This window comes from Bacillus sp. MUM 116, from assembly GCF_001866655.1.
GTDB lineage: Bacteria > Bacillota > Bacilli > Bacillales > Cytobacillaceae > Neobacillus.
Map to the genome: position 1 here is coordinate 92,588 of NZ_MLYR01000046.1, position 19,779 is coordinate 112,366.

Annotated in this window: 20 protein-coding genes and 1 other annotated feature; all 20 genes read right to left on the reverse strand. The window is 38.9% G+C overall.

Features of this window, described 5'->3' with window-relative positions; genetic code table 11:
• Positions 1 to 313: 313 nt before the first annotated feature.
• Positions 314 to 3,085: an isoleucine--tRNA ligase gene (gene ileS / locus BIV60_RS12935; protein ID WP_071356153.1), complete on the reverse strand. Its 2,772-nt coding sequence runs from the start codon at positions 3,083 to 3,085 to the stop codon at positions 314 to 316.
• A gap of 73 nt (positions 3,086 to 3,158) precedes the next feature.
• Positions 3,159 to 3,392 (reverse strand) — a binding site (T-box leader).
• A gap of 49 nt (positions 3,393 to 3,441) precedes the next feature.
• Positions 3,442 to 3,957 (reverse strand): DivIVA domain-containing protein, encoded by a 516-nt coding sequence (locus BIV60_RS12940; RefSeq protein WP_071356154.1) that lies wholly within the window; start codon positions 3,955 to 3,957, stop codon positions 3,442 to 3,444.
• An 83-nt stretch (positions 3,958 to 4,040) separates the two neighbouring features.
• Positions 4,041 to 4,814 (reverse strand): YlmH family RNA-binding protein, encoded by a 774-nt coding sequence (locus BIV60_RS12945; protein ID WP_071356155.1) that lies wholly within the window; start codon positions 4,812 to 4,814, stop codon positions 4,041 to 4,043.
• Positions 4,815 to 4,847: 33 nt separating this feature from the next.
• Positions 4,848 to 5,111, reverse strand: a complete 264-nt coding sequence (locus tag BIV60_RS12950; protein WP_071356156.1) for a YggT family protein — start codon at positions 5,109 to 5,111, stop codon at positions 4,848 to 4,850.
• 6 nt (positions 5,112 to 5,117) lie between these two features.
• Positions 5,118 to 5,567, reverse strand: coding sequence for a cell division protein SepF (locus BIV60_RS12955; RefSeq protein ID WP_071356157.1), 450 nt, complete (start codon positions 5,565 to 5,567; stop codon positions 5,118 to 5,120).
• Positions 5,568 to 5,579: 12 nt separating this feature from the next.
• Positions 5,580 to 6,257, reverse strand: a complete 678-nt coding sequence (locus BIV60_RS12960; RefSeq protein ID WP_071356158.1) for a YggS family pyridoxal phosphate-dependent enzyme — start codon at positions 6,255 to 6,257, stop codon at positions 5,580 to 5,582.
• Positions 6,258 to 6,264: 7 nt separating this feature from the next.
• Positions 6,265 to 7,083, reverse strand: a complete 819-nt coding sequence (gene pgeF, locus BIV60_RS12965) for a peptidoglycan editing factor PgeF (RefSeq protein ID WP_071356159.1) — start codon at positions 7,081 to 7,083, stop codon at positions 6,265 to 6,267.
• A gap of 76 nt (positions 7,084 to 7,159) precedes the next feature.
• Positions 7,160 to 7,423 carry a YlmC/YmxH family sporulation protein gene (locus BIV60_RS12970; RefSeq protein WP_071356160.1) on the reverse strand — a complete coding sequence of 88 codons (264 nt, stop codon included), beginning with the start codon at positions 7,421 to 7,423 and terminating at the stop codon, positions 7,160 to 7,162.
• A gap of 299 nt (positions 7,424 to 7,722) precedes the next feature.
• Positions 7,723 to 8,502 carry an RNA polymerase sporulation sigma factor SigG gene (gene sigG / locus BIV60_RS12975; RefSeq protein WP_071356161.1) on the reverse strand — a complete coding sequence of 260 codons (780 nt, stop codon included), beginning with the start codon at positions 8,500 to 8,502 and terminating at the stop codon, positions 7,723 to 7,725.
• Between the two features lie 169 nt (positions 8,503 to 8,671).
• Positions 8,672 to 9,391 (reverse strand): RNA polymerase sporulation sigma factor SigE, encoded by a 720-nt coding sequence (gene sigE / locus BIV60_RS12980; RefSeq protein ID WP_071356162.1) that lies wholly within the window; start codon positions 9,389 to 9,391, stop codon positions 8,672 to 8,674.
• A gap of 45 nt (positions 9,392 to 9,436) precedes the next feature.
• Complete coding sequence (spoIIGA, locus tag BIV60_RS12985) at positions 9,437 to 10,360, reverse strand: sigma-E processing peptidase SpoIIGA (RefSeq protein ID WP_071356163.1); 924 nt, start codon at positions 10,358 to 10,360, stop codon at positions 9,437 to 9,439.
• A 324-nt stretch (positions 10,361 to 10,684) separates the two neighbouring features.
• Complete coding sequence (ftsZ, locus tag BIV60_RS12990; RefSeq protein ID WP_071356164.1) at positions 10,685 to 11,824, reverse strand: cell division protein FtsZ; 1,140 nt, start codon at positions 11,822 to 11,824, stop codon at positions 10,685 to 10,687.
• Between the two features lie 41 nt (positions 11,825 to 11,865).
• Positions 11,866 to 13,158 carry a cell division protein FtsA gene (gene ftsA / locus BIV60_RS12995; protein WP_071356165.1) on the reverse strand — a complete coding sequence of 431 codons (1,293 nt, stop codon included), beginning with the start codon at positions 13,156 to 13,158 and terminating at the stop codon, positions 11,866 to 11,868.
• Positions 13,159 to 13,280: 122 nt separating this feature from the next.
• Positions 13,281 to 13,643 carry a small basic family protein gene (locus tag BIV60_RS13000; protein WP_071356166.1) on the reverse strand — a complete coding sequence of 121 codons (363 nt, stop codon included), beginning with the start codon at positions 13,641 to 13,643 and terminating at the stop codon, positions 13,281 to 13,283.
• Positions 13,643 to 14,380, reverse strand: a complete 738-nt coding sequence (locus BIV60_RS13005; protein ID WP_071356167.1) for a DUF881 domain-containing protein — start codon at positions 14,378 to 14,380, stop codon at positions 13,643 to 13,645. The genes BIV60_RS13000 and BIV60_RS13005 overlap by 1 nt, the downstream gene beginning before the upstream one ends.
• A 210-nt stretch (positions 14,381 to 14,590) precedes the next feature.
• A complete protein-coding gene (locus BIV60_RS13010; RefSeq protein ID WP_071356168.1) occupies positions 14,591 to 15,328 on the reverse strand; it encodes a DUF881 domain-containing protein in 738 nt (245 codons plus the stop codon).
• Complete coding sequence (locus tag BIV60_RS13015; RefSeq protein WP_071356169.1) at positions 15,276 to 16,067, reverse strand: cell division protein FtsQ/DivIB; 792 nt, start codon at positions 16,065 to 16,067, stop codon at positions 15,276 to 15,278. Before BIV60_RS13015 ends, BIV60_RS13010 begins: the two co-directional genes overlap by 53 nt.
• Before the next feature lie 273 nt (positions 16,068 to 16,340).
• Positions 16,341 to 17,249, reverse strand: coding sequence for a UDP-N-acetylmuramate dehydrogenase (murB, locus tag BIV60_RS13020; RefSeq protein WP_071356170.1), 909 nt, complete (start codon positions 17,247 to 17,249; stop codon positions 16,341 to 16,343).
• 58 nt (positions 17,250 to 17,307) lie between these two features.
• Complete coding sequence (gene murG / locus BIV60_RS13025; RefSeq protein WP_071356171.1) at positions 17,308 to 18,411, reverse strand: undecaprenyldiphospho-muramoylpentapeptide beta-N-acetylglucosaminyltransferase; 1,104 nt, start codon at positions 18,409 to 18,411, stop codon at positions 17,308 to 17,310.
• Between the two features lie 238 nt (positions 18,412 to 18,649).
• The gene (gene spoVE, locus BIV60_RS13030; RefSeq protein ID WP_071356172.1) at positions 18,650 to 19,750 is read right to left on the reverse strand and encodes a stage V sporulation protein E; all 1,101 of its coding nucleotides are present in this window, start codon (positions 19,748 to 19,750) and stop codon (positions 18,650 to 18,652) included.
• Between the last annotated feature and the right edge of the window lie 29 nt (positions 19,751 to 19,779).

The window sequence follows — 19,779 nt, forward strand, 5'->3', positions numbered from 1 at the left end:
TCCAGGAGGTCAAAGCTGACACGGGCAAACATTTGACAACCACTACAACAATTAACGGAGGTGGAAAAAATTAAAAGCGGAAGCGCTTTGATCAACCCCGACAGCTGCTTGCGGACCTGACGGTGAAGTCGTTCTTTGACTTCATTGGCATGCCTACATCACTGAATTTTCATCTTTGCAAGCATGCGACGAGGTGAACAGTACTTCCTCGAATATTCTTTGCCGCAGGAGCAGGATAGAATAGCGACCTCGAGGGGCTAGGCGCTGAGGCTAGATAAAATTAAAAGCCCTGTGCTTTTCACAGGGCTTAATCTTAAGCTAAATGTGTATAATTTTCTTTTACAACTTGCGCACAGCGTGGGCAAAGTGTTTTATGCTCTGGATCTTGACCAACTTCTTTTGAAACGATCCAGCAGCGTTCACAGGTCTCACCTTCCGCTTTGGTAACAACAATAGCGGTATTATCCAGTTTAAGCGCATTTTCCGGAGCATCCTCCATAGATCCTGCCACTTTAAAATCGGAGACAATAAATAACTGTTGTAAGTTTTCGTGAATCGAATCTAAAAGAGCTTTTGTTTTGTCATTTACATAAAGCGTAACTTTTGCTGTTAACGATTTTCCAATAACCTTTTCATTTCTGGCTTCTTCAAGTGCTTTTAAAACATCATCGCGAAGTTTCATGAAAGCAGTCCATTTTTCTTCGAGCTCTTTTGCATTTGCATAATCAACATACTCTGGAAGATCTGTTAATTGAACACTTTCTTCCCGAACAGCAGGGATAAACTTCCAAACTTCATCAGCTGTATGAGAAAGAATCGGTGAAACCAATTTCGTTAATGCAAGTAAAGACTCATATAATACAGTTTGGATCGCACGGCGTTCATGATTGTCTTTTGCCTCGATATAAAGGACGTCTTTCGCAAAATCCAGATAGAAAGCACTTAAATCAAGTGTACAGAAATTATTTACCGAATGATAAATGGCTGAGAACTCATAATTTTCATATGCGTTCCGGACCGATTTAATCAATTTATTTAATTTTACCAGCATAAATTGGTCAACTTCACGCAGGTTTTCAAAGGCAACTTTATCAGAAGCCGGATTAAAGTCTGCCAAGTTTCCTAACAAGAAACGGAAAGTATTACGGATTTTTCTGTAAACCTCTGCCACTTGCTTCAAAATCGCATCAGAAACACGAACATCGGCCTGATAATCGACTGAAGCAACCCAAAGGCGAAGAATATCGGCGCCAAGCTGATTCATAACCTTTGCCGGTACAACAACATTTCCAATCGATTTACTCATTTTTCTACCTTCTCCATCAAGGGCAAATCCGTGGCTTAGCACCCCTTTATATGGAGCTTTTCCAGTAACAGCTACTGCTGTGGATAATGATGAGTTAAACCAGCCGCGATATTGGTCAGATCCTTCAAGATAAAGATCAGCCGGGCGAACAAGATCTTCTCTTTCAAGTAACACGGCTTGATGGGAAGAACCGGAGTCAAACCAAACATCCATAATATCTGTTTCTTTTGTAAAATTGCCATTCGGGCTGTCAGGATGGGTAAATCCTTCAGGAAGCAAATCTTTCGCTTCACGTTCAAACCAAACATTTGAACCAAATTGACGGAATAATTCAGATACATGATTAATGGTTTCGTCAGTGATGATTTCTACGCCATTTTCTGCATAAAATACCGGAATTGGCACACCCCAGACACGCTGACGGGAAATGCACCAGTCACCGCGGTCACGAACCATATTGAATAACCGTGTTTCCCCCCAGGCAGGAACCCATTTTGTTTCCTTAACCGCTTCAAGGAGTTCATTACGGAAATCCTTAATGGAAGCAAACCATTGTGCTGTTGCACGGAAAATCACTGGTTTTTTTGTTCTCCAATCATGTGGGTAGGAGTGTGTAATAAACGAAAGCTTTAACAGTGCTCCTTCTTTTTCCAGAGCCTCTGCAATCGGCTTATTCGCTTGATCATAAAATAATCCTTCAAAACCAGGTGCTTCATTTGTCATATGCCCTTTATCATCCACTGGGCAAAGTACATCTAAACCATATTTTTGCCCGACATAGAAGTCATCTTCTCCATGGCCTGGTGCAGTATGAACGCATCCTGTACCGGCATCTGTTGTAACATGCTCCCCTAACATAACTAATGAATCACGGCCATATAATGGATGTGCAGCAATAATATTCTCTAATTCAGAACCTTTTACCTTCTGAATAACTTCTGCATTTTCCCACCCAATCTCTTTTGTAACGGCCTCTAAAAGGGCTTCAGCCACTAAGTATTTATTTCCGTTTGCCGATACAACTACATAGGTCAATTCTGGATAAACAGAAATTCCCAAGTTTGCAGGAATCGTCCAAGGAGTTGTCGTCCAGATCACAATTTGGGTATCGGTATCAAGAACACCTTTTCCGTCCTTCACCTTAAAAGCAACATAAATTGATGGTGACTTTTTGTCTTTATATTCAATTTCTGCTTCAGCAAGGGCAGACTCACTGGATGGTGACCAATAAACCGGTTTTAAACCTTTATAAATATAGCCTTTTTTCGCCATCTCACCGAATACTTTAATTTGTTGGGCTTCATACTCCGGTTTTAAGGTAATATATGGGTTTTCCCAATCACCGCGAACTCCGAGACGCTTGAATTGAGTTCGTTGGTTATCAATTTGTTCCAATGCATATTCAGTACAAAGCTTTCTGAAATCTGCAACACTCATTTCTTTCCGTTTAACGCCTTTGTTGGTCAACGCCTGTTCGATTGGCAGGCCATGTGTATCCCAGCCGGGAACATATGGTGCATGGTAGCCGCTCATCGATTTATAGCGAACGATAAAATCTTTTAAAATTTTGTTAAGCGCATGCCCCATATGGATATCACCATTTGCATATGGAGGACCGTCATGTAGGACAAACATTGGACGCCCTTTCGTCCGCTCCTGCACTTTTGCATAGATATCGACTTCTTCCCATTTCGATTGAATTTCGGGTTCTCTTTGCGGAAGATTACCCCTCATAGGAAACTCAGTTTTTGGCATTAATAACGTATCTTTATAATCCATTTTTCTTCCTCCTGTGATTCTATACATCAATCATAATAGCCATTTAAAAAATAAAAAAACCCTCTCATCCCAATATAGGGACGAGAAGGTTTATTCCCGCGGTACCACCCTTATAGACAGGCACTTATCGCACCTATCCCCTTAAGCATTCGTAACGTGAATAATACGCCAAAGTCTACTTTCCTAAAGGAGTTCGACCCGGGACTCAAGGGTGATCTTCCAATTTTTCACTTTACCAGGCTTCCACCCTCCCCGGTTCGCTAAAAAAGCATTCGAAAAATTGTACTGTCCCTTTCACCGTCATCTTCCATCTAACTAATCTGTTAGAAAATTATATGCTATAACATTACGATTCGTCAAGCTAATGAATCTTCTTCTTCATGAACTTTAAGTTCTGTAGCATCAATTTCGTACTCTAATAAATGGTCCCAGTCATCAGTATTTAACATATCTAGCTGAGCTTCAATCAGCATCTTAAATCTTGTCCGGAAAACCTTGGACTGTTTTTTTAAATCCTCTATTTCCATCGCAATTTTTCGAGCTTTTGATAAGGATTCATTCACAATCCGGTCTGCATTTTTCTCGGCTTCTTTAATAATCAGCTTCGCTTCCTTTTGCGCGCTGCGTTTTACCTCTTCCCCTGCTTCTTGAGCAATCACAATTGATTTGTTTAATGTTTCTTCAATATTTACAAAATGGCTTAAGCGCTCATTCATTTCAGTCAAACGATCTTCCAATTCTTTTTTCTCACGAAGAACTAATTCATAATCCTTAATCACTTGATCAAGAAATTCATTTACTTCATCTTCATCGTAGCCTCGAAAACCTTTATTAAATTCTTTATTGTGTATATCCAACGGCGTTAAGGGCATGATGCCACCTCCATCAATGTTTGCATCGTATGTATTAAAAGTAATATTCGACAAGGTTTTCAATTTTCCTGCTGAAATTCAAATTATTTTTGTTTTCCAACATGCATTCGCCATTTTTCTTTCTTTGTTTTGCCATCAATTGACAATATTTTCACTCTGCCATGTCCACGGACAGAAATTAAATCACCTGCATAACAATCAAACGAAGGGCTTTCGGTTACGGTCCAGTTCACTTTCACTAAACCTTGCTGAATCAAGAGTTGTGATTTTTGCCGGGACAAATGATGAATTCCGGATACCACCGTATCCAAACGTAAAGAAGAAACAGTCAATTCGCTTTCAACCCAATTATCGTGAACAGAAATTGCCTGGTCAAGCTTCAGTTCCTTTATTTTTACAGTGGTCCGTCCAATGGATTGCAAATTCAATTTAATATAATCACTAACCTCCTGCGAAGTAAAAAATTGAACTCTCTCATTTTCAAAAAGTATATCACCGAATTTTCCCCGCTTTAAGCCCAATGACATTAAAGTACCTAAAACTTTTGGATGCTCAATTGTCACAAACTTTGCGGGGTATTCAATTTCAAATAATGCAATTTGGAAATCATTGAGATTCTCCGAAAAATAATCAGGGATAATCAATGCTCTTTTTCTTTCCATTCCGGACTTTCCGCCAAAAATACGGTATTGAATGGAGCCATTTTCCCCAATCAGCACCTTTAAGATATGCTGTTCTCTTGGGTCAAGAAAATCAGTTAATTTAGGAGCATACGAGGTTTCTACATAATCCTTCCAATGTAATACCTGATCAATAAAATCCCGTTCTTCGGGCCGAAAATGCTGATAAATATTCATAGAAGTCTCCTTACATCCCTTAAAAACCCGGATTTAACCAATCCAACTTTGAACGGCCCTTAAACCAACCGGAGCATAATATAGAACGAAAAATGCCGCCAAAGGAGAGATGTCCATCATACCAATTGGAGGAATAATCCGTCTGAATGGCTCAAGGAATGGTTCACAAATTCGTGCAAGAAAAGAACCAATTTGCGAGCTGCTCATATTTGGAAACCACGACATTAAAATATAAATAATTAAAATCCAGCGATAGATTCCAATTAAATCAATTAAAAGAGTAAAAATTAAATTCATTTCCGCTTACCACCTCGTATCTTGAAATTCTCTTTCGTTCATCAATGCTTCTGTAATATTACCTGACACTTCAACATTATCAGGGGTGCATAAAAAAATCCTATCGCCAATTTTTTGAATTTCTCCGCTGATGGTATAAACAGCACCGCTTAAAAAGTCTACAATTTGCCGGCCTTGTTCCTTATCAATTCGCTGCAGGTTAACAACAACGGCACGGCGATTTTTTAAATGGTCGGCAATTTCCGTCGCCTCAGAGTAGGTTCGCGGTTCGACAAGTATCACCTTTGAAGACTTTTGTACACTTTGCAGGCTTACGACATTTTGCGGTTTAACCGGAGGCTTTAGTTGTTTCACCGGTTGCTGAACCGGTTGCTGAACCTCTTCTACGATTTCCTCTTTTTCATCATATTCCTCATCTAAAAAGAAAAATGTTTTTAATTTTGATTTTATACTCATCACAATCCACTCCTAATCATCTTCACCGACTAGTGCTGTTCCAATTCTTACCATCGTCGCACCCTCTTCGATTGCAATCGTAAAATCATTAGACATTCCCATTGATAGCTCTTTACAAGGGGCATAATCCAGATGAAGTTCCTTAATTTGATCCCGCAGCTGTCTTAACGCTTGAAAACAATCACGTAGCACATTTTCGTCGTCTGTGAAAGGGGCCATTGTCATTAAACCTTCAACCCGAATATTTTCAAAAGACTTCAGCTGTTTAATAAAAACGATTGCTTCTTCAGGTGTTAACCCGTGTTTGGATTCCTCTTGAGAAACATTCACCTGAACAAGGCATTTTACCGGGTTTTCGGCACGCTTATTGATTTCTTCTGCCAATGAAAGTCGATCCAATGAATGAATATATTCCACTTTTCCGATGATATTTTTTACTTTCCTTGTTTGTAAAGTGCCTATAAAGTGCCAATTAGGCTTGTCCCCTAACACTTCCCATTTCGCAAGAAGGCCTTCATCCCGGTTTTCACCCAGATTTAAGATCCCAGCCTCGACTGCCTCCTGTGCTCTTTCTGTACTTACATATTTGGTAACGGCAATTACTTTAATTTCATTCGGGTCACGATTTACTTTACGACATGTTTCTAGTATTTGCTGATTAATATGTTCAAGTTTTGCTGCTACTTTCATAAACGATTTAGCTCTCCTTCCAGCCAATAAAACTCATCATTCTTCCTGACCTGCCTCTATCACGACGGTGAGAAAAAAATTCTCTTTCGTCGCAACTCGAGCACAATCCGGTCACAAGAATATTTTGATCGGGTACACCCGCTTTCATCAAGATTTGCCTATTAACCTCACGCAAATCTAATGAATACTGACCTTCATTTACTAAATTATATGGTTTTTTCTCGACATCTTCTAGTGCTTTTTCTACAAAATGAATCACACGGTCATCTACAATATAACATTTTTCACAAATAGACGGTCCAATAGCCGCAAATATTTGATCAGGATTAATTCCTTCCGCTTTAAATGCCATAACCATTTGGAAAGCAATTTCATTTACTGTTCCTTTCCATCCGGCGTGGGCGGCTCCAATCATGCGGTGTTCTGGCGCGATAAAAAAAAGAGGGACGCAGTCAGCAAAGCAGAGCGTTAATAAAATGCCTTCTTCATTTGTATAAAATCCATCCGTCCCTTTAAAAGAATGATCATAGTCAACAGATCCTTTTCCTCGATCTGTCTTCGTGACCTTTTGTATCACAATATCATGGATTTGTTCAGCCCCAACCCATTGGTTCAGAGGGAATTGCAGCATGTCAGCTACCCTCCCTCTGTTTGTACAAACATGAACGGGGTTGTCCCCGACGTGAAACCCCATGTTTAGCTGCTCGTATTCTCCTTTTGAGTCTCCTCCATTTTTAGTTGATATACCGGCAACTAAACCTGGAAATTGCTCCATCCAGTTTTGTATGGTAAATACTGATTGATTTTCTTTAAAAAATGGTTCCATTCTTTAACCTCTTCTTTTTTCTTTAGTTTACCATGAATAGCAAAAATGGTCACCGAAGGGCTAATGGATTCCTTTTTTATGCTTCATCTGAAACTTTTTCCTCAAAGCCTTTATAGCGAACCAATATTACATCTTGGCCAATTTTGATAATATTCTTCCAAGGAATAACGATATCTTGATCCTTACCAAATATACCCAGGACTCTGCCACTCCCGCTTATAACTACGGCCTCTATTCTTCCAGTTGATAAATTTATTTCAATATCGCCTATATTCCCTAGCCTTTTTCCATCCGATACATTGACAACATCTTTTATTTGAAAATCAGAAATTTTAACCATTCCTATTCACTCCCATTTTTCTATATACTATAGAGAATATATGATGAAAAAATGAGATTTATTTAAAAATGAACAAGAAAAAGCGGAAGCGACTTGGTCAGCCCCGACAAGGCTTTAGGTCCTTCAGTGAAGTCGTTCTTTAACTTCATCGGGATGCCTCCATCACTGAATTTTCATCCTTGAAGGCATGCGACGAGGTGAACAGTACTTCTTCGAATGCGCTTTGCCGAAGGAGCAGGATAGTAACCTCGCGGGGCTAGGCGCTGGATAATTAAATAAAGCTGCCCAAAAGGACAGCTTTAATTTTGGATGTTTTTATTCATTTGCCGGATTGCGGCTTTCTCCAAGCGGGAAACTTGTGCTTGTGAAATGCCAATTTCATCGGCTACTTCCATCTGAGTCTTTCCTTGGAAGAACCTCTTTCTCAAGATTAATTTTTCGCGGTCATTTAATCGGCGCATGCCTTCTTTTAAAGCAATCTCTTCTATCCAGTGGATGTCTTTATTTCGTTCATCACTTAATTGATCCATTACATAAATAGGGTCGCCGCCATCATTATAAATCGGTTCGAAGAGAGAAACTGGATCTTGAATCGCATCAAGTGCAAAGACGATTTCTTCATGGGGAACTTCTAACACCTTCGCAATTTCCTCGGCAGTTGGTTCCCTTGATGTTTCGCTCATTAATCGTTCTCTAACCTGAAGAGCCTTATAAGCAATATCTCTCAGGGATCTGGAAACTCGAATCGGATTATTGTCACGTAAATACCGACGAATCTCTCCAATAATCATAGGTACCGCATAAGTGGAAAACTTTACATTTTGACTTAAATCAAAGTTATCTATTGATTTCATAAGTCCAATACAGCCGACTTGAAACAGGTCATCAACAAACTCGCCACGATTATTGAATCGTTGAATAACGCTTAACACGAGTCGCAAATTTCCGTTGACGAGCTTTTCACGGGCAGTTAGATCGCCCTCTTGCATTTGCTTGAAGAGTAATCTCATTTCTTCGTTTTTTAATACTGGAAGCTTTGATGTGTCCACACCGCAAATTTCAACTTTATTTCGAGTCAATCATTTTTCCCTCCTCACAGGAGCTGCTGTACAAAAAACAGTATCTCCTTGAGCAGGAAAAATATGCACTTTTCCTTTGTACCTGATTGACCCTAATTAAGCGAAAATCATGATAATGTCCCGAAATTCTTAGCTTTTTTCTTTAGAAAAATTTTCTTTTTTTCCAAGACTAAACCATTTTATTGAACTCTTTTCTTAATCGTTTGATAATTCTTTTTTCTAGTCTCGAAATATAGGATTGGGAAATCCCCAGCATATCTGCCACATCTTTTTGGGTTTTTTCTTCCCCATTAGTCAGTCCGAAGCGAAGCTCCATAATTTGCTTTTCGCGATCTGTTAACTGATGAAGAGCTTTTGTTAAAAGCTTACGATCCACATTTGCTTCCAAATCCTTTGTAATGATATCATCATCTGTCCCTAGTACATCAGAAAGTAATAATTCATTACCATCCCAATCAATATTTAATGGTTCATCAAATGATACCTCTGAACGAATTTTATTATTTCTTCTTAAGTACATCAGAATTTCATTTTCAATACATCTCGAGGCATATGTAGCAAGTTTAATTTTCTTTTCCGGGTTAAACGTATTAACAGCTTTAATTAAGCCGATTGTACCAATACTGATTAAATCTTCAATATTAATCCCTGTATTTTCAAACTTTCTGGCAATATAAACAACAAGTCTTAGATTTCGCTCAATCAAAATGGATCGTGCCGCTTTATCTCCGCCAGGTAATTTTTTTAAAAGCAGCTCTTCTTCATCTTTGCTTAATGGAGGAGGTAGTGCTTCGCTTCCGCCAATATAAAAAACTTCATCCGTTTTAAATCCTAATTTGATTAATAGTTTATACCAGTAATAGGCCAAGCGTAGTCTCCATTTTTTCATGCAAGTTCCTCCTTCTAAAAATATGTTTTTCAGAGTATAGTAATATTAACTTACTTTCACTGTTTTCCCTGGCTGTCTGGGTCCAGTAAGCATTTTTGGATGGACGATGCATTGGAAGGCATCATCGGGAGAAAGCTCTTGCATAGTAAACGATACAAGACCCTTTTCACAAAGAAAGCAATCACCGTTTTTCTCAATTAAAATAGAGTCAGGCTTTACCGCCATAATTAGCTGATGCTCTTGTCCAACCACGCGATAAGGAATAATTCGAAGCTTGTTTTGCCAATCTGAAGGAAACTCTTCCTCTCCCATTAATAACGTCTCCGTGTTAGCTGCCATCTGTTTTATTGGTTCTGACATTCCCTCCATTTGATTTTTAATTGAAATAAACATAACGGGAAGTTTCGTTAAAGGATCATACAGTTGATTTCCGCTATCCACCAATCCTTTGAATACATATGTCTCAGAATTGATCGTCAGGCTGACACTGACAATTTGGTCAAACTGAATCTTCGTCATCTCCATCCCTTCCACATTCTTTTTTGAGAAGTGCCATGCAATCGGGAACCCGATAAAAACAAACATCCAGCTGATTGGATCCCCAAATCCCTTTAATCCCGCAAGCAACAGGGAGTCTGTCTGAAGGAAATAGTGCGCCCCAATTAGAGCACCACCAATTAAAAACGTTGAAACATATAAGGTCATTAGTGCTTTAATAAAAAAAACCAGACGTTTATATCCAAACGTGACAAGAATCATCAAAACGGAAAAGAGAAGTTTTGTAATCGGGTGGTTTGAATAGTCATGTACGGGTGTAAAAGATAATAAGATGATCAGGGACCCGATAAATCCACCAGATAACAACCTCCATAAACGAATTGTTCTCTTTAAAAAAATCGCCGTTAAAAAAAGGAGTAGACTATCAAATAAAAGGTTTAGGGCCCAGATTATATCTAAATAAACAACCAAACAGCTTCCCCCTTCATTGATTCCCCCAAAAATAATAATGAACACTCATTCCCTTTTCTATTAATCTGTATTTATCTTGTTTAGGAAAAAGTATAACTCACATTGAGCGCTGAAGTGTGTCACTTTCTGTAATCAAAAAAGCAGAAATTTTCACTAGATGTCAGGGATTTTGTCGTATTTTTCCAAAAAAAAGCGGAAGTGCCTGTTTAGCGATGTATGGACTGGAGCTGGACAATTCTCAAAGAGGATGCAATTCTTCCTTATCATTCAATAAAAGAAAAGGCGCAGTCCATTAATGGACTGCACCTTTTCTTTTAATAGATCCTATCTTCTACGGTTACGATTTCTTAAGAAAGTTGGAATATCTAAAGCTTCTTCCTGAGAACCATTTGCGTTTGTATTTCGAACTGATTCTTGTGGAAATTCTTCACGCTTTGGCTCTCTTTTAACGTTTCCGATTGATGGTTTAACCTGGCCAAATGATGGACGGGCCGCTTTCGGCTGCATGACTTCCTCATTAAATCCGGTAGCAATAACAGTAACGATGATTTCATCCTTTAAATTATCATTAATAACAGAACCAAAAATCATGTTTACTTCCTGGTCAGAAGCTGACGCAACAATATCGGCTGCCTCTTGGACTTCATATAAGCTCAAGTTAGAACCACCGGTAATGTTCATCAACACACCCTGTGCACCATCAATAGATGTTTCAAGTAATGGGGAACTAATTGCTTTCTTCGCAGCTTCGGCTGCACGATTTTCCCCAGATGCAATCCCAATCCCCATTAATGCCGAACCTTTATTCGACATAATGGTTTTTACGTCCGCAAAGTCCAAGTTAATTAGTCCTGGGACAGCGATTAAGTCAGAAATACCTTGTACCCCTTGACGAAGAACATTATCCGCTTCACGAAATGCTTCAAGCATTGGTGTACTCTTATCAACTATTTCTAAAAGACGGTCGTTAGGAATGACAATTAAGGTATCTACCGCTTCTTTCATAGCCGCAATTCCACCGGATGCCTGTGTCGAACGTTTTTTACCTTCAAAGGTAAAAGGACGGGTAACAACACCGACTGTCAAAGCCCCAAGTTGTCGGGCTATTTGAGCAATAACAGGCGCCGCTCCGGTACCAGTACCGCCACCCATTCCGGCTGTAACGAATACCATATCCGCTCCGCGCAAAGCTTCTTCTAATTGTTCCTTGCTTTCTTCAGCAGCTTTCTTACCTACTTCCGGATTGGCCCCGGCACCTAGGCCTCTGGTCAATTTTCCGCCAATTTGCATCTTCACTTCTGCCTTTGATAGATTTAAGGCCTGTGCATCCGTATTCACTGCAATAAATTCAACGCCTTGAACCCCATGTTCAATCATACGGTTGACTGCGTTATTTCCGCCCCCGCCAACACCGATTACTTTTATTGTAGCAAGAGAATCTAAATTGGTATCGAACTCTAACATGACAAATCCTCCCTAATTCGTCGATTTTCCTTTTCGTATGCTTATTCGAAAAAGTAACCAAGGATTTTTTTTACTTTTGATGACATTTTTTCTTCTGGCTGCTTTTCTACCTTTGCTTTTGGCTGTTGTTGTTGTTGTTGTTTTGGGACTTTCTTTTCAATCGGTTCCGAAACTGGCGATGGTGCAGCAACAGTCCCCCCTGGTAATCTAGCATTCTTGTAAGCATATTTTATTAAACCAACAGCTGTCGTATATTGAGGCTCTCTTACTCCAATATAATCAGGTATTGCTATGCGAACTCTATTTTGCAATATCACCTGGGCAAGTTCCAGTACGCCTTGCATATTTGCGATTCCTCCGGTCAACACATACCCGCCAGGCAAATTATTAAAGCCTTTCCGTTTCATTTCATGTAAAATCAAGTCAAAGATTTCTTCTAATCTTGCTTCGATTATGTCCGAAATTTCAAGCTGGTTAAATTGTTGATGCTGATCGCTTCCGATAATCGGAACACTGAAAACTTCATCTTCTGAAGCTTCATCATAGAAAGCATGTCCATTTTTAATCTTTATTTTTTCCGCATCCTCGGTAGAGGTACATAAAACCTTTGACAGATCATTTGTAATATGATCTCCGCCTACCGGCAAAACACTTGTTGATTTCAAATGACCTTGTTCGAAGACCGCCAAAGTCGTTGAACCGCCGCCAAGGTCAATTAAGGCCACACCGAGATTTTTTTCATCCTTTGACAAGGCAAAGGAACCGGCTGCGAGCGGCTGAAGGGTTATATCTAGAATTTCCAGACCTGCCCGTTCAACACATCTAAGTGTATTATGCAGAATGGTTTTAGAACCGGTAATAATGGTCCCTTCCATTTCTAAACGGACGCCAATCATTCCACGCGGATCATTAATTTCATCAAGTCCATCGACAATAAATTGTTTGGAAACTACCCCGATAATTTCTCTCTCGGGCGGAATGGAAACCACTTGGGCCGCATCGATCACCCTTAGAACATCATCATTGGTAATTTCTCGATTTGGACTAGAAACGGCGACAACCCCATGACAAGGCTGAAGCATGACATGATTCCCCGTGATTCCGACAATAACCTGTCTGATTTCCATCCCAATCATTCTTTCTGCCTGCTCGATTGCTTTCTTTATTGAATGAACGGTTTCATCTATATCTACAATTGATCCTTTACGCAAACCTTCCGACTTTACATTCCCGACACCAATTATATTTAATGCGTCATTGACCATTTCACCAATGATAACTTTTACACTGGATGTACCGATGTCAAGACTAACATATATTTCATTGCTGTTCATTCTTTGGCACCTCCTTTAGCATTCCTTCAGTCGAACAACAATTTTATTTTGTTCAAGAACAGATTCAATTACATATCTTATAAAATTATTCGTCACAACTAAATGATTCCCTTTAAAATTCGTCAACTTTTTTCTAATTTTTCTTTGTTAGATGACCATTTTGCAATTAAAATTCTTCGAATAACAGCAATATTTTGAAATAACCTGACTCCAAAAGCAAATACTGCCGCTAAATACAAGTCTACACCAAGATGGACACCTAGAAAAGCTAAACTTGCTGCTAAGATTATATTAAAAAAGAAACCCGAAACAAATACTTTTTCATCATAAATATTTTGCAGATTTGCCCGAATCCCGCCAAACAAAGTATCCAAAGCAGCGAGAACTGCGATCGATAAATAATTTGAATATTCTTCGGGGATTCGGACTTCTGTAGATAATCCGAGAACAGTTCCAATGATTAATCCAAGTATGGGAAGCCACATCAATGATTGCCTCCTTCATTCCCTTTAACCGGCTCCATATAACGAATACGTATTGGATTTTCATAAGCAGGAACCGTCACTTTTGTTTTGGGCGAAGATACGATTAATCTTAAATTTTCAACATAAAACTCTTCAATTGACTTAGATACCTTCATGCGATTATACAGTTTTTCCGCAGTATCGATACTGTCGACAACTACTTTTACTTCTATTGGCAGACTGTTAATTGTATGTCCGTCAATTTTTGTTTGGCCATTGATATCACGAATAACGGTAGTGTTAATAACTCTTTGTCCGTCAATCGAAACAAATTTCGCCTCATACATATTTAATTCATTCAATAATCTTTGTAAAAGATCTGGAGGAACCTCCCTGGTTACAGGAGCCCCTAATTCAATTTCCTCAAGAGCAGGTTCAATTTTTAAGGTAATACCGGGATCTGTAACTTTGGTTAAACCGGCTTCTACCTTTAATTCATTCAATGTTTCCTTAAGGACTTGTTCCTTACTTTGCTTATGTTTTGATTCATATGCAGTCAATTTTTCCTCATTTGAACGAATTTCACTTAAGAGTGCCGACTCCAGTTCCTTCTCCTTCAACAAATCTTCACGAATTTCCCATATATCTCTTGTATCACGATCTACCGGTTTTTTAATCGTTTGAAATTGAATCGCAATCATAAAACCGATGATGGCCATGATTAAAGTAAAGCTTAAGTTTTTTTGAGGTTTGTCCACTTTTTTCACCTAACCTTTTATAAGAAAAGCGCAAGCGCCTTGGTCAGCCTCAGGCATAGCACAAACCAAGCCGGCCGAAAGGTTGTTCTTTAACCTTTTGGACGGATTGGCTTGTGACCTCGAGGGGCAGGACGCTTGCGCTGGACAATTCTCGAAGTCGACATTTTCTTTCTTATCTTAAAATATTAAAATGTGGACATACTTAAGAGCTTAATTTCCCAAAATCGGATTCATAGTAATTTCATCATTTTCTTCGAGGGTAAACACAATATTATCATTCACAAGCTGATCCTTTACCCCTCCGGTAAGATTCAATGCCGCAGACAAAACATCAGGGTCGCCGATTGCCGTAATTACAAATGGTGCCGGATGTTGCACACCATCAACCGTAATAACAGGACCATTGCAATTTATGTAGGAATGACTAGTTAATCTTTGCCCATTGATGGCAATAGCCGCTGCACCCGAAATGTATAATTCGTTTACTACTTTAAATACATGAAATTCATGTACTAAATAATTATTGACATTTGTCACTTTTGGATCATAAGCACCGTCGGCCAGGGCTACTTTGACCCCTTTGCCTTTCACCTTTACCTTTCCTAAAAACATTCGGTATTTCTCAGCATCCTCAGCAAGGTTATAAAAAGCTTTAGCTTCTTTTGAAAGATTTTTTTCATTCTCAAGAACCAAATTTTGTTTTTTAGCCAATTCCTTTTCCAGCTTCCTGTTTGTTACCTTTTGTGCATTCAACTGGTTTCTTAAATCAAGGGTTTTCTCCCACTGCCGGTCTGAAAGCTCTCGCGTATCCCTTTGCTTTTCTTTTTGAGTTAAATGATATGAGAAGGCAATCATATACCCAAGCACTAAACACACAAGAGACAAAATTACATGATTACCCTTGACCTTTATCCTTTTCACTTTTTTGTTCCTCCGTCTTTGTATCATATGCCTTGAAATATGAGCCAACTTCCAAGTCAATTACACCTTTTTTATTTGGATCTAATTGGCTTACGATTGAAGGATAATGCACCATTTTTTCTGAAAAACTTCTTAAAGTTGCACTCACTTCGAAACCATCATTCATAAATAAGGAAATATGATACTTGTCCGTTTTTTTCGGAGTAGAGTGGATTTCAGATATGGAATTGACAATTTCGTCAGGAAGACGTTTTAGGCCATCCACCATTTCATTTAAGATAGGACCTTCTTTGAAATCAAAAAGAATCGGAGAATTGCTTGGAAATTCTTTAAACGATTTCCCTTTTAGTATGATTCCATTTTCCATAATAGGGTAATAGAATCCATCATTTTTTAGATAGGCTATTCGTTTATGCTCTTGGATGGTAATATAGATTGTGTTTGGCCACCCAATTTTAACGTTTGCTTTCTTAATTTCAGAGAGTTCCATTAATTTTTTGGAAATTTCCTTGTCATTAACCTTCCAAATATTCGTATTGTTCGTGACCCCAGTTTTCTTAATGATTTCCTTGGTAGAATACAGGTCATTTCCTTCTACTGAAATCCTTTTAACATGGCTTAATGGTGATTGCACATAGGCAATCACTGCAATTAATGTAAAAAACAAAAATAGGAGGAGAATAAGCCTTCTGTTTGCTTTTCGTCGTCTTTGCTCTTTTAACTTAGGTATTCTATCCTCTAAAGCAACAACATTCCCTTTATCCATTTCCTACCTCCCACAAAGAAAAGCGCAAGCGCCTTGATTTGCCCTTCGAGGTCACCCAAAAGAACAACTATAAGCTTGTCCAAACAAAACCAAGTAAATAATTTTAAAGATCTGTAAAGTGAAAACAACGGCACGAAAAATCATGCCGTCATTCTTTTTCTTCCGTTTTTTTCTATATATGATTAGTAATTATATCACAATATTTGTCATTCGCACGAAAAATTCTTGCTAGTAATAGGGAATAAATTTTGGTATTTAGGACTTTTTTAGTTTTTATTTTCGTCCGATGATTTCAACCTCTGTTTCCATTTTAATTTCATATAAACTATAAATGGTGTCTTTTACAAACTGAATTAAAGCAAGGACATCCCCTGCTGTAGCATTTCCAGCGTTAACAATAAAATTTCCATGCATTTCTGAGATTTTGGCCCCGCCAATGGTATATCCCTTTAACCCCGCCACTTCGATTAACTTTCCAGCATAGTTTGGAAGAGGATTTCGAAAAATACTGCCAGCGCACGGAAAATTCCATGGCTGTGTTTCTTTACGGTAATCCTTATTTTTTTGCATCTGTGCAACAATGCCTGTTTTTTCACCGGCTTGAAGCTTGAAAACAGCCTCCATCACAATTCCCGGACGTTTCTTTTGCAGTACAGAAGTCCGATAGGTAAATTCCATCTCTTCGTTCGTAAGCCATTCCATCGTTCCATCTTCAAAAAGAATTAGGGCTTTCGTTAATATTTTACTAATATCCGACCCATGTGCGCCTGCATTCATATATACAGCACCACCGACAGACCCAGGAATTCCACTTGCAAATTCAAGGCCAGTAATGCCCATTTTGCTAATTTTTGTGGCTAAACTTACAAGAGAATATCCGCCTCCGACTGTAATCTCAGAACCGTTAACAGTGAGCTGATCTAAACCGGAACCTAACTTTATCACAACACCTTCAATTCCCTTATCGGAAACTAAAAGATTGGAACCCCGTCCTATTGCCCTCCATGGCAAATGTTGTTTACGAATTACTTCCATAACTTTTATTAAATTTTCAGTTGAGGAGGGTTCTATAAACAAATCCGCCGGGCCACCAATTTTGATGGTGGTATGGTTAGCCAGCAGTTCATTTTGTTTCACCTTTCCAATGTTTAATTCTTGCAATTGTGTTATCAATCCGTCCACTTAATCACCCTAACTTTCTATACCTTTTTATTCAATTTATGCTAAAAGTGAATTTGGGCTACCTTTGTTTTTCGTTTCTCAGTTTTTTTATCAAATCATAGAGCCGGTTCGCAGAATCTGGGACGCCAATTTTTTTTGCCTTATTCTTCATCTCTTTAAGTTTTTCTTTATTTAACAAAATCTGGTCAATGCTTTCAACAAGACTTTTATTATTTAAATCTTTTTCCAGCAATATTTTTGCTGCGCCATTTTCACTTAATGATCTTGCATTTTTTTCCTGATGATTATTGGTAACATATGGACTTGGTATAAGAATGCTTGGAATCCCAAGAGAGGTCAGTTCTGCTAACGTGGTAGCACCTGCTCTGGAAACAACGAGGTCAATTCCTGCAAGTACTTCAGGCATATTATGGATAAACGGTTTGATCATGACATTACTGGGATTGCCGATTAACTCCACTTCCTTTTTAACATCCTCAAAATGTACATCACCAGTTATATATAGAACCTGATAGGTTTTACTTCCAAAATCAGATAATGATTTCACCACAGCATCATTTATTGGTTTTGCTCCGCGGCTGCCGCCAAAAATAAGGACGGCTGGTGTTGTTGTACTTAAACCGACAGATAATCGTCCCTTCACTCCATCATTGCCAATCACTTCAGATGCCCGTGGGTTTCCTGTGTAAACAACCTTTTCCAATGGAAAATATTCTTTCGCTTCCTCAAAGCAGATGGCGATTTTATTCACATATCTGCTTAAGAATTTATTAGTTAAACCGGGAACACTGTTTTGCTCATGAATGATGGTGGGAATCCCAAGTTTGGCTGCCGCATAAACCACCGGACCGCATACATAGCCCCCTGTTCCAATTACAACGTCAGGCTTAAATTCTTTCAGTATTTTTTTACTGTTTCTCGTTCCTTTGAGGAATCGAAAAATCGTTTTAATATTTTCAAAAGAAATTTTTCTTCTGAATCCTGTAATATGAATAGATTTAAAAGGGATATTTGCTTTTGGGACAAGGCTACTTTCTAAACCGTTTTTCGTTCCTATATATAAAAATTCCGCATCTTTAGCCTGTTTTTGAATTTCTCTTATAAGAGCGAGTGCCGGGTAAATATGTCCTCCCGTTCCACCGCCGCTAACAACGATTTTCATAGGTACACCTCATTAATGATTGCTCACACTTAATTACCTTCCTCATTCTACTATAAAAATGAATAAAATAAAGTAAATGAAAACAGAATGTTAGAGAAATGTAATGAAAACTCGCCGATTGGCGAGCCGTAAGTCGAAGACAGAGGCGTAGTTGCACTTATGCGTAATAGGGAAGTATAAACTTGAAAAAGTTTATACTTCCCTATTAGCGAAAAATACCCTGTATTCAACAGGGTATTCAATATCTTGAATAACGGCTAATATTTAAAAGAACACCAATGGCCATTAACATTAAGGTCAAAGAGGACCCACCGTAGCTTAAAAATGGTAATGTAATACCTGTAACAGGCATCAGCCCTGTTACTACGCCGATATTAATCATGACTTGGATGGCAACCATGGCAATAATTCCAACGGCCAGAAAGCTTCCATACAAATCCGGAGCACCGAGCGCAATTCGAATCCCCCTCCAGAGGAGTAATGCAAACAGCAATAAGATAAAGGATCCGCCAATAAATCCCAGCTCTTCAGAAAGGATTGCAAAGATAAAGTCTGTTTGCGGTTCCGGCAAGTAGAAAAACTTTTGCCGGCTTTGACCAAGACCTAGCCCAAACAATCCGCCCGGACCAATTGCAAGGAGAGACTGGATAATTTGAAAACCACTTCCCAGCGGGTCTGACCATGGATCGAGGAAAGATGTAATCCGCTTAATACGATAGGGTGCTGATGCAATTAGCCCAACAAAACCGGCTACACCCATCAGCCCTAAAAAAGTAAAGTGACTAATTCGGGCACCGGCAACAAAAATCATTACAACACAGGTACCCATCATCACCGTACCCGTTCCAAGGTCAGGCTGCAGCATAATCATCGCAAAAGCAATAAATGCAAGTCCAAGTGATGGGATAAGCCCTTTTTTGAAGGAGGTAATGAATTTCTGCCGTTCCGACAAATACTTTGCTAAAAAAGCAATCATGGCAAGTTTCATAAATTCAGAAGGCTGTATCGAAAATGCCCCCACACCTATCCAACTTCTTGAACCATTTCTAACATTACCGATCCCGGGAATTAAAACAAGAACCAATAAGACAAAACAAACGATTAATATTGTTTTGGCCCATGTTCTCCATGTCCAGTAGTTGATATTCATGATGAAAAACATCGCAGCGATTCCAACAGCAGCAAAAAGGGTTTGTCTTTTTGCAAAGAAGAAAGAATCATGAAATTTATATTCTGCCCATACAGCGCTGGCACTGTATACCATGATTAGCCCTACAGCTAGAAGCGTGAAGGTTACAATCATCAAAATGAAATCGGGGGTTGTTCTCTTTGTCGGCACCACTAAACACCTCAACTACCAGTTTTAGG

Excerpts from the sequence above, each read along its gene's own strand:
- ileS (WP_071356153.1), bottom strand. The coding sequence starts at position 3,085 with ATGGATTATAAAGATACGTTATTAATGCCAAAAACTGAGTTTCCTATG.
- BIV60_RS12940 (WP_071356154.1), bottom strand. The coding sequence starts at position 3,957 with ATGCCCTTAACGCCGTTGGATATACACAATAAAGAATTTAATAAAGGT.
- BIV60_RS12945 (WP_071356155.1), bottom strand. The coding sequence starts at position 4,814 with ATGAATATTTATCAGCATTTTCGGCCCGAAGAACGGGATTTTATTGAT.
- BIV60_RS12950 (WP_071356156.1), bottom strand. The coding sequence starts at position 5,111 with ATGAATTTAATTTTTACTCTTTTAATTGATTTAATTGGAATCTATCGC.
- BIV60_RS12955 (WP_071356157.1), bottom strand. The coding sequence starts at position 5,567 with ATGAGTATAAAATCAAAATTAAAAACATTTTTCTTTTTAGATGAGGAA.
- BIV60_RS12960 (WP_071356158.1), bottom strand. The coding sequence starts at position 6,257 with ATGAAAGTAGCAGCAAAACTTGAACATATTAATCAGCAAATACTAGAA.
- pgeF (WP_071356159.1), bottom strand. The coding sequence starts at position 7,083 with ATGGAACCATTTTTTAAAGAAAATCAATCAGTATTTACCATACAAAAC.
- BIV60_RS12970 (WP_071356160.1), bottom strand. The coding sequence starts at position 7,423 with ATGGTTAAAATTTCTGATTTTCAAATAAAAGATGTTGTCAATGTATCG.
- sigE (WP_071356162.1), bottom strand. The coding sequence starts at position 9,391 with ATGAAAAAATGGAGACTACGCTTGGCCTATTACTGGTATAAACTATTA.
- ftsZ (WP_071356164.1), bottom strand. The coding sequence starts at position 11,824 with ATGTTAGAGTTCGATACCAATTTAGATTCTCTTGCTACAATAAAAGTA.
- ftsA (WP_071356165.1), bottom strand. The coding sequence starts at position 13,158 with ATGAACAGCAATGAAATATATGTTAGTCTTGACATCGGTACATCCAGT.
- BIV60_RS13000 (WP_071356166.1), bottom strand. The coding sequence starts at position 13,643 with ATGTGGCTTCCCATACTTGGATTAATCATTGGAACTGTTCTCGGATTA.
- BIV60_RS13010 (WP_071356168.1), bottom strand. The coding sequence starts at position 15,328 with ATGATACAAAGACGGAGGAACAAAAAAGTGAAAAGGATAAAGGTCAAG.
- BIV60_RS13015 (WP_071356169.1), bottom strand. The coding sequence starts at position 16,067 with ATGGATAAAGGGAATGTTGTTGCTTTAGAGGATAGAATACCTAAGTTA.
- murG (WP_071356171.1), bottom strand. The coding sequence starts at position 18,411 with ATGAAAATCGTTGTTAGCGGCGGTGGAACGGGAGGACATATTTACCCG.